Consider the following 1,192-nt stretch of genomic DNA (forward strand, 5'->3'; position numbering starts at 1 on the left):
ATCCAGAAGCGGCTCGACTACCTCAGCCCCGTCGAGTTCGAGGAGAAGCACTACGCCGACCAGGCAACGACCAAACGAACGAACCTGCAACCCCGCCAACCCGTACTGACCAGCTGATCAGCACCTCCCGCACGCCGGGGGAACCTCACCCGGAGCTTCACACCCCGCCGTTACCAGCGACGCATGTCCGGGTGGGGACAGGCCATCGGACACTGACCCGGGGCTACTCTGTCGCCGACGCCATCGCCGACCCCCTCTCCAAAAGAGCCCACTCAACACACGCGACCTCGTGTCGCACCTTCACCTGGAAAGTGCCTCCGGCGGTAGCGGGAACAAGGACCTCAGCAATCCTCATTCTCGCTGGTCAGAGCTGGTCAGAGGCACTTTCTGCTTTCTTGATCACCAGTCGGACAGTCCGCCTCGTGTAGGGTCGGGGGCTGGCGCGGTGGCGGAGTACGTCCGCCCCGTTTCCAGCCCCCGCCGCATCGAACCGTGCGTGCGGTTCTCCCGCACACGGCTCACCGACGCCGTTCACCACCGGCATTCGGCCTGCCCCGCCAGTCCCGGAAGGGTCTGGGTGCAACGACGGTCCCGTGCAGGGCGATCAGTCCCAGGGAGTCCTGGGCGGCGAAGGCAACCACCGCCCAGCCGAACTTCCTGGTGCGCCGGTGCTTCTTGGCGAGGAACCCGCCGATCCGCATCCGCGCGTACGAGCCGATCTGGTCAAAGACATGGGCCGAGTTCCCGAACCGGAAATACGCAGCCCATCCGCGCAGGAACGCGTTCACGTCCTCCACGATCACCTTGACCGGCCGCAACAGCCTGCGTCGGTCCGTGAGTTCACGGATCCGATCGCGGGCATGCTGCATCGCCCTTGCCGAGGGCCAGCGGGCGAGGAAGGCAACCGGGCGCCGGTTGCCGTGCGGCCGGGACGCCACCCACCGGTGGTGGAAGCCGAGGAAGTCGAATCCCTCGCCACCCACCCGCAGGTGCACGATCCTGGTCTTGGCCGCCTTCGGCTCCAGGCCGAGTTCAGCCAACAGGTTCCGCAGCCGCTCCAGGGCGGCCTCGGCCTGCTCACGGCTGGCGCACATCACCACCGGGTGAGTCGGCGGCGGGAATCTCACCCGCCGCCGCTCGCAGAACCGTGCGGGAGCCTCTCGGCTCACACGGCTCCCATCGCCCAGCCGTC

1 protein-coding gene is annotated in these 1,192 nt (G+C 67.5%); it reads right to left on the minus strand.

The genetic code is table 11. The annotated features are described in order from the left end of the window. Positions 1-518 precede the first annotated feature (518 nt). Complete coding sequence (locus ACIQE0_RS38760) at positions 519-1,094, minus strand: group II intron maturase-specific domain-containing protein (protein WP_402341114.1); 576 nt, start codon at positions 1,092-1,094, stop codon at positions 519-521. Positions 1,095-1,192: the final 98 nt, after the last annotated feature.

The sequence above is a fragment of the Streptomyces sp. NPDC093097 genome, assembly GCF_044754325.1.
Taxonomy (GTDB): Bacteria; Actinomycetota; Actinomycetes; order Streptomycetales; family Streptomycetaceae; genus Streptomyces.